Below are 7,780 nucleotides of genomic sequence, written 5' to 3' on the forward strand. Positions count from 1 at the left end.
ACATATCCCATCTGAACAGGGTGAGCAGGCACATTGAACACTCCGAGCTGACCGATGAAACGCTGAATGACAGAGCTTTTTATAAGGCAGAACGGGTTGAGGATATTGTTTCAGAGAGCATCGAATACGAGCAGCTACATAGGGCGGTTTCCGAACTTCCCGAAAAGGGCGGTAAAATTCAGCGTGGATATTGCGGTTGAAAAGCTGAAAAAGAATTTTAAGATTTTTTAAAATTTACACTACACGCAGCCTTTGGTGAGTGAGCAAACAGGTGAAGGGGCTTAAGCCCTTTCACCTGTTTCGCTTTATGGCAGGAACGGGACGGCTCTTTGACAACCGAATATCCATTCACCAAATACATTCTCTTTGTGGCTGTAATAAGCATAAGCGTGTGCAGCGGTACGCCATGACCCGCCGAAAGGCGGTGAGCGGAAAATACCGACTGAAAATATCGGGCAGCTCCCGATTTCGCCAAGACCCACAAAGAGGACAATGATACTCCCGTCCAGCCACAGTCCGAGCGGTAACCAGCCCGCCGCAGGCAATGGGGGCGGCTCTGTCAGACCGACAGTTGGGGTGTAATTCCCGTGGCGTCAGTTCGCTGCTGACCGTTTGGTGACTTCCCTTGCGTAATCACGCATCAGCATTTTCGGGGTGTCGAGGACAAATAGAAAATGCTCTCTATCATAAAGCCAGATGCAGGGCGGTCAATGGAACAGAGTTTGTTTTATATTCTCCCGACCTTAGATGCTTCCTTGCGTCTGGCTGTTACATAGGCAGGGTATTCCTGCCTAAATCAAAATAGGAGGTCAGACACTATGGATAGAACTATTAAGCGTGGCGACGTTTTCTACGCAGAGCTTAATCCCATTGTCGGTTCAGAACAGGGCGGAACAAGACCCGTACTTATCATTTCCAATAATATAGGAAACAGGCACAGCCCGACAGTCATTATTGCGGCAATCACAGGCAGGACGCAGACAAAGGCAAAATTGCCGACACATACCGAGGTAAAAGATGTTGAGGGGCTTGACAGGGATTCTATTATCCTACTTGAACAGATACGGACGATTGATAAGCAAAGGCTTAAAAACCATATGGGTACAATGCCCAATAATATAATGGCAAGAGTTGACAAGGCTCTTGCCATTAGCCTTGCCATGACAAAGAAATAAAGGGGGTGTATCGGAATATGCTCATTGATGATGAGTGGAACGGATTAGCTGACCTGCTGGCAAATCTGATAGCAAAATACGCTTCCGAACTGGGTATAGACGGTATGCCCGATGCCAGTCATAACAAAGAATATAACAGCGACTCTAATATTCACCAAAATCGCACATTTGTTGTTTCAGAGAACCGCTGATACAATTTTAAGTGCAGAAAATAAATATCACGGTTTTGGTAAAAAAGGAGTTGCTGTTACTATGAACAAAGAAAGAATAAAGGTTTACACTTATAAGAGGGTTTCCACCGCCATGCAGATTGACGGTTATTCACTGGACGCACAGAGGTCAAGGATGAAAGCGTATGCAGATTTCAATGACTATGAAATTGTAGGCGAGTATGAGGATGCGGGGAAATCGGGCAAATCCATTGAAGGGCGGATGCAATTCAGACAGATGATGGAGGATGTAAAGTCAGGAAAAGATAACATTTCTTATGTCTTGGTATTCAAGTTATCCCGTTTTGGGAGAAATGCGGCAGACGTCCTTTCCACTTTACAGGTCATGCAGGACTTCGGTGTGAACCTAATCTGCGTGGAGGATGGGATTGACTCGTCCAAAGATGCGGGCAAGCTGATGATTTCCGTTTTGTCGGCGGTAGCTGAAATTGAGCGTGAGAATATCCGTGTCCAGACAATGGAGGGTAGAATCCAGAAAGCCAGAGAGGGGAAATGGAACGGCGGATTTGCGCCATATGGATACCAGCTCGTAAATGGCAAGTTGGAAATTAACGAAGAAGAAGCGGTTGCAATCCGAACCATCTATGACCAGTATGTGAATACGGATATTGGCTCAAATGGGATTTCAAAATATCTGGAAAACCACGGCATCCGCACGATACAGCGTCAGAATGGGAAGAACCCTCTTTTTGATGCCCACTTAGTCCGACTGATATTGAAAAATCCAGTCTATTGCGGTAAAATTGCTTATGGACGCAGAAAAACAGAAAAAGTCCACGGGACACGGAATGAATACCATCTTGTGGAGCAGGAAAATTTTCTTTTGGTAGACGGACTGCATGAAGCCATTATTCCAGAAGATGTCTGGAATGCGGCGCAGGCAAAACTGATTGCACAGGCGAAGAAGTATGAACACGTCAATAAGGGGAAAAACGAGCGGACGCACCTGCTTTCTGGGATTGTGAAGTGTCCCATATGCGGAGCGGGGATGTATGGGAACAAGAGCATTAAATACAAAAAGGACGGAACGAAATACAAGGATTTCTTCTATTATGGGTGTAAACACCGTGGTATGCAGCGGGGGCATAAATGCGATTACAGAAAGCAGATACGGGAAGAACTTCTGGACGATGCCGTAGCCGAAGTGATAGTAAAGCTAGTCAGTAATCCCCATTTTGCGGCAATGATGCAGGAAAAAATCAACATGAAAGTTGATACGACCGCCATAGACCAAGAGATAACCAATTATGAAAAACAGCTCCGTCAAGATTATGCCATCAAATCAAAGCTGATTGAGGAAATTGATAACCTCAATCCCGATGACAGACATTATATCAGAAGAAAGGCAGACCTTGATGACAGGCTTTATCGGATGTATGATAAGATAGAAGAACTGGAATCGCAGTTGATGGACGCCAGAGCCAAAAAGACATCCATCGAAGCCGAGAAAATCACAGGGGATAATATTTACAAGGTATTGATTTATTTTGACAAATTGTATTTCGCTATGAACGATGTAGAACGGCGACAGCTTATCGAAGCATTGATTGCTGAAATACAGATTTATGAGGAACGCAAACCCAATGGTCAGTGGCTTAAATCAATTCGGTTTAAGCTGCCGATTATTGAAAATGATTTAAGTATAGGTTTGGACAATGGTGAACATGTTGAGACGGTTGTAATGCTTTCCCACAAAAAACCCGACAGCGTAATCAACGTAAAAGTGGAGTTTGGCGAGGGTGAGGGCAAAGTGCCGCTTGATAATATTGCCAAGAGAGCCGCTGCATACAAGCCGAAAGAGCGGGTTACATATAAGATGATTAAGGAATACATAGAAGCGAAGTATGGCTTCAAAGTACATACCGCATATATTGCAGAGGTTAAAAGGGATTTAGGATTGCCGATGTATGATGCTCCGAATGCGGTAGAGGAATTGAAACAACCGAGGAAACATCCGACAGTGGAGAAAGTAGAAGCGATAAAGGATGCTTTGAAGCATTTTGAGATTTTTTAAGTTGAAAACGAATTGTTACATCCGCTAATTTATGTATAGCAGTTGTAATTGTTAGACGGCAAGATATGGAGGATTTGAGTATGGAAAAATTTCTTTCTTCATATAAGGAAAATAAAAAATTATTTTTAGGGGATACAGATTCATATACCGTGATACAGAATGGGTATACGGAAGAAGATTTGATTTATAAAATAAAAATGGCGGTATTATTATATGATGTTGTTTTTATACCCGCAGCATATATGTGGCAATCTGAGCAAATGAAAGAAGTTATGTATAAAATTCAATCATTGATATTGACGGAAAATGTTTTACCAATAATAAGGAAAAGTAAAGAAACACGTGATATTAAAGATTATTTTGAAAAACGTCAAAATGAAACAAAAGAATTTAAGAATATGGAAGTATATAAAATTCCGAGTTTGGCAACGGAAATAGCAGATTCTGATGACAAAAAAGACATGAATTTTTTAAATAACTTAAATTGTTGCCTACACTTAGAGGAAAAATCAGTTAAAGAAGAGTTTATAAATTTGTGGAAAAATGACCTTTCTAATAGTGCTGACATTAATGCAATATCTATGATACTATATAGAAGTAATACTGATTTTTTGCATTACAATTCTATTTTGTATGAGTTAAAAAATGGTGTTGATTATACTAATTTTTCTAGAAGTACATTAATTGATTATATTTTAAAATTGGATATTTCAAAGGATGTAAAGTTGAGGATTCAGGAAAGAATATCATGGCTATATTTAAGAGCAAATGCTAAAGCTAGCCAAAGTGATTTTTTTATTTCGAAGTCAGTTGATAATACGTTGGTATATAGAGCGAATGTAGATATTTATATAGAGTTACTGAAAAATTTTGGTATAAGCAAAATGATGATTCAGGCTTTGACAGTAGAAGAATTGATACGAATTAAATATTCACCTGAATACTTGAATTTTATTAGTAGCTATAATGAGCTTGTGGAAAATATATATTATGAACAGAATAATTTAGTTGAAAAGACAAACAAACGTATAAATACAATGTTGCTTCATGAAAATGTTAAACGCAAAATTTATAGTAAGTTACCAGCTATTTATGGGGTGTCGGGTACGATTTTTGTCGGTCTAATAGTTAATTATTTTTCTAGTAGTGTTATTAATGATATTGCGTTTGGTGTTTCGGGCGGAGTAGCCTTATCTTCGTATATTTTAAAAAAATTGGAACTTGTCAATAAGTCAGTTTCCAATACATCCTTTTTGGATTTTAAAGAATATATACTAAAAGAAGAATATAAGAAAAAAATGCAAACATGTATTAATGGAGTGATATTATGAAAACTAGATATAACGAATATAATGATATTGATATTTTGAAGAAAAGAATTCAAGACAACGAAGTGGTTTTTTTAAAAGGTAATAGATTTGACACTCTTGCAGGAAAAGGGTTGCAGCTAAAAATAAATAGTTCAGTAGGTTTAAGCGATGAAAGTCAATTTCAAAATGAGGTAGATAAAATATCTAAAATAGCAAGTTTTGATGTTTTGCCAGATATTATGATGGATTTAAGTATTATTTCTGTAAAAAATCCGATATATCAAATAGTTCAAGAAAAAATAGGATGTCCTGTGGGGACGGTGCCTGTATATGTATGTTTTGACAGTAAGAAAGGAATAGATAAGAATAAGTTTTTAGAAGAAATAGAGAAACAGGCACAAAATGGCGTATCATTTATGACATTACATTTTACAGCTATAGATGAAATATATAGAAAAACAATGAAAAGAAATATTTCTGTTATTAGTAGAGGCGGAAGTTTAGTGCTTCGAGATTTATATTTAAATAAACGAAAACAAAATTTCTTGTTGGAATATTTCGATGATATTTGTAAAATATTAAAAAATAATTCTGTAGTAGTGAGTGTTGGCACAACTTTTAGACCATCAACTTTATACGATGCATTGGATAAGATTCAATTAAGTGAAATTAAAATGCAAAAAGACATAATAAAATTATTGCGTAAAAGAGGAATACCTGTAATGATGGAAGGTGTCGGGCATATATCTTTGAATGATTTGAAGAAATATGTTAAGTTAATTAGGGAAGATTTCTATATACCTTTTATGCCATTGGGACCAATCCCTACGGATAGAGCGATTGGGTGGGATCATGTATCTGCCGCAATAGGAGCTTCCTATATGGCTTTATTAGATGGAGCAGACATCATTAATGCAGTTACAAGAGAAGAGCATACTGGAGGTGTGCCAAATACAAATTCGATTTATGAAGCTATAAAATCTGCGCAGGTAGTTGTTAATTCTATAAATGATGTTAGATTTTTTGAACAATATAATAAAGTGCAGGATGGTAGAAAAACTAATTGTATGGGAATTATAAAAGAGGATATTGGATGCGAAAGGTGTAAAGAAGAATGTCCATTCCTTTTAAATAAGCCATTAGAATAAAAGTTGCAGGATGAGGATAGATGGAATATCGACAAGAAAAATTAAATATTTTATGAGAATATATCAATTAAAGGAAAAATATTGAGTTGATTACAAATTATATAATGGTTAAGATTTGATGAAATATGGGAAGGGATATTGTAGAAAAAGTGTATAAGTAAATAGTAATGGACTGCTAAAACTTGTGGGAAAAGGGATACACGAGCGGTATTAGTACTGCAAAAATATTACCCATATTTCCTTAATTTTGTGGGGATATGTTCTAATTTTGTACTCATGTGGAGACGGTTGTAATGCTTTCCCACAAAAAACCTGACAGCGTAATCAACGTAAAAGTCGAGTTTGGCGAGGGTGAGGGCAAAGTGCCGCTTGATAATATTGCCAAGAGAGCCGCAGCATACAAGCCGAAAGAGCGGGTTACATACAAGATGATTAAGGAGTACATAGAAGCGAAGTATGGCTTCAAAGTACATACCGCATATATCGCAGAGGTAAAAAGGGAGTTAGGATTGCCGATGTATGATGCCCCGAATGCGGTAGAGGAATTGAAACAGCCGAGGAAACATCCGACGGCGGAGAAAGTGGAAGCGATTAAAGATGCTTTGAAACATTTTGAGGTTATCTGATAATCATAAGCGTATCATTAGGGATAGTGGTACGCTTATTTTTTCGCTCATTTGCATCTTTGAATATACTGGTATCTGTCTATATAATAAAAGCAAAAAGGACGGTGACGTTTATGAGAGAAAAGAAAAATCACTTATATGTTGATAGTGAGGAGCGGAGCATTTTGTTACATAGCCTTGTAGAGCTGAAAAATCAACTCATACAGCAAGGCAGATATACAGACTGCGTTGACGAAATTATTTTTAAGGTTATCCATGCACCTATAAAAAAATTAAGGGTAGAACTGGCAGGGGGAAGTGATGTGCGATAAAGAATTTAAAGAACTGGTGAAGATAGCAGTCGAGAAACTAAAAGACGAATCTGTATTAAAACTGTTACAAGCGGATGCAAGTTATCAAAAGGACAGTAATAATGAGGGAAGTGCAGAGGATGCTTTTAATCAGCTTGATTTAACGGAGAAACAGAGGGCTGTTTGCCAACGCCTTTTAGATTGCAGAGATAAGCAGGATTTTGAATATGGCACACATGCGTATATTGCAGGGTTGATAGATGCGTTTCATATTATGGCAGTGTTATTTCCAGAAAAATGGGATACAGAGAGAATAAGGAAAGCCTTATCATATAAGAGTAGATAAAAACAGAATAGACTTTTACATAGCCGATTGGTGTAGTTTAGCAAATAAAACAGCCAGTCGGCTTTTTTTATTGCCATGAATCCTTTACATAGCCACTCTGACAAAGTGGCTAAATCTAAACGAAAGGAGGACGCACCTATGTCAAATTGCAAAGTAATCGCTTTAACCAATCAGAAAGGCGGCGTTGGAAAGACCACTACGGCGGTCAATCTGGGCGTGGCTCTGGCACAGCAGGGCAGGAAAGTTTTGCTCATTGATGCCGATGCACAGGCAAATCTAACCATGTCGCTTGGTTACAGCCGACCAGACGACTTGCCCGACACGCTCTCGACTATCATGCAGGACATCATTGATGATAAACCTGTCGATGTTTCCAGAAGCATCCTGCACCATGACGAGGGCGTTGACCTGCTCCCGTCCAACATTGAACTGTCGGGACTGGAAGTAAGGCTGATTAATGCCATAAGCCGTGAAAGCATACTGAAAACCTGCATCAATGAGGTAAAAAAGAATTATGATACTGTCCTCATTGATTGTATGCCGAGCTTGGGTATGCTGACCATCAATGCGCTTGCGGCTGCTGACAGCGTGGTTATCCCGACACAGCCCCATTATCTTTCCGCCAAAGGCTTAGAGCTGTT

General features: G+C 38.7%; 8 protein-coding genes and 2 pseudogenes. All 10 read left to right on the forward strand.

Translation table 11 applies throughout. The annotated features are described in order from the left end of the window. Positions 1–200: pseudogene (locus D7Y06_RS22760) on the forward strand (hypothetical protein); the annotation flags it as partial. 618 nt (positions 201–818) lie between these two features. Then, on the forward strand, positions 819–1,175 hold the full coding sequence (locus D7Y06_RS22770; RefSeq protein ID WP_120409848.1) for a type II toxin-antitoxin system PemK/MazF family toxin: 357 nt from the start codon (positions 819–821) through the stop codon (positions 1,173–1,175). Positions 1,176–1,192: 17 nt separating this feature from the next. Beyond that, complete coding sequence (locus tag D7Y06_RS26190) at positions 1,193–1,366, forward strand: hypothetical protein (protein WP_158591468.1); 174 nt, start codon at positions 1,193–1,195, stop codon at positions 1,364–1,366. A 61-nt stretch (positions 1,367–1,427) separates the two neighbouring features. Beyond that, a complete protein-coding gene (locus tag D7Y06_RS22775; protein ID WP_120409849.1) occupies positions 1,428–3,419 on the forward strand; it encodes a recombinase family protein in 1,992 nt (663 codons plus the stop codon). An 80-nt stretch (positions 3,420–3,499) separates the two neighbouring features. Further along, the gene (locus D7Y06_RS22780) at positions 3,500–4,750 is read left to right on the forward strand and encodes a hypothetical protein (RefSeq protein WP_016222002.1); all 1,251 of its coding nucleotides are present in this window, start codon (positions 3,500–3,502) and stop codon (positions 4,748–4,750) included. Then, positions 4,747–5,877 (forward strand): phosphomethylpyrimidine synthase ThiC, encoded by a 1,131-nt coding sequence (locus tag D7Y06_RS22785; protein WP_016222003.1) that lies wholly within the window; start codon positions 4,747–4,749, stop codon positions 5,875–5,877. Before D7Y06_RS22780 ends, D7Y06_RS22785 begins: the two co-directional genes overlap by 4 nt. Before the next feature lie 275 nt (positions 5,878–6,152). Then, positions 6,153–6,503, forward strand: a pseudogene (locus D7Y06_RS22790) (23S rRNA (uracil-5-)-methyltransferase RumA); the annotation flags it as partial. Between the two features lie 113 nt (positions 6,504–6,616). Continuing rightward, entirely contained in the window at positions 6,617–6,814 is a 198-nt protein-coding gene (locus D7Y06_RS22795) for a hypothetical protein (RefSeq protein ID WP_120409851.1), read from the forward strand. Then, complete coding sequence (locus D7Y06_RS22800; protein WP_120409852.1) at positions 6,804–7,139, forward strand: hypothetical protein; 336 nt, start codon at positions 6,804–6,806, stop codon at positions 7,137–7,139. The genes D7Y06_RS22795 and D7Y06_RS22800 overlap by 11 nt, the downstream gene beginning before the upstream one ends. 138 nt (positions 7,140–7,277) lie before the next feature. Beyond that, the coding region (locus D7Y06_RS22805; RefSeq protein WP_147415750.1) for a ParA family protein at positions 7,278–7,780 on the forward strand (503 nt) is incomplete at its 3' end.

The sequence above is a fragment of the Roseburia sp. 1XD42-69 genome (assembly GCF_003612565.1).
Lineage (GTDB): Bacteria > Bacillota > Clostridia > Lachnospirales > Lachnospiraceae > Roseburia_B.

What these genes read in the sequence shown, in the direction of transcription:
- D7Y06_RS22770 (WP_120409848.1), top strand. Translation starts at nt 819, where the DNA reads ATGGATAGAACTATTAAGCGTGGCGACGTTTTCTACGCAGAGCTTAAT.
- D7Y06_RS26190 (WP_158591468.1), top strand. Translation starts at nt 1,193, where the DNA reads ATGCTCATTGATGATGAGTGGAACGGATTAGCTGACCTGCTGGCAAAT.
- D7Y06_RS22775 (WP_120409849.1), top strand. Translation starts at nt 1,428, where the DNA reads ATGAACAAAGAAAGAATAAAGGTTTACACTTATAAGAGGGTTTCCACC.
- D7Y06_RS22780 (WP_016222002.1), top strand. Translation starts at nt 3,500, where the DNA reads ATGGAAAAATTTCTTTCTTCATATAAGGAAAATAAAAAATTATTTTTA.
- D7Y06_RS22785 (WP_016222003.1), top strand. Translation starts at nt 4,747, where the DNA reads ATGAAAACTAGATATAACGAATATAATGATATTGATATTTTGAAGAAA.
- D7Y06_RS22795 (WP_120409851.1), top strand. Translation starts at nt 6,617, where the DNA reads ATGAGAGAAAAGAAAAATCACTTATATGTTGATAGTGAGGAGCGGAGC.
- D7Y06_RS22800 (WP_120409852.1), top strand. Translation starts at nt 6,804, where the DNA reads ATGTGCGATAAAGAATTTAAAGAACTGGTGAAGATAGCAGTCGAGAAA.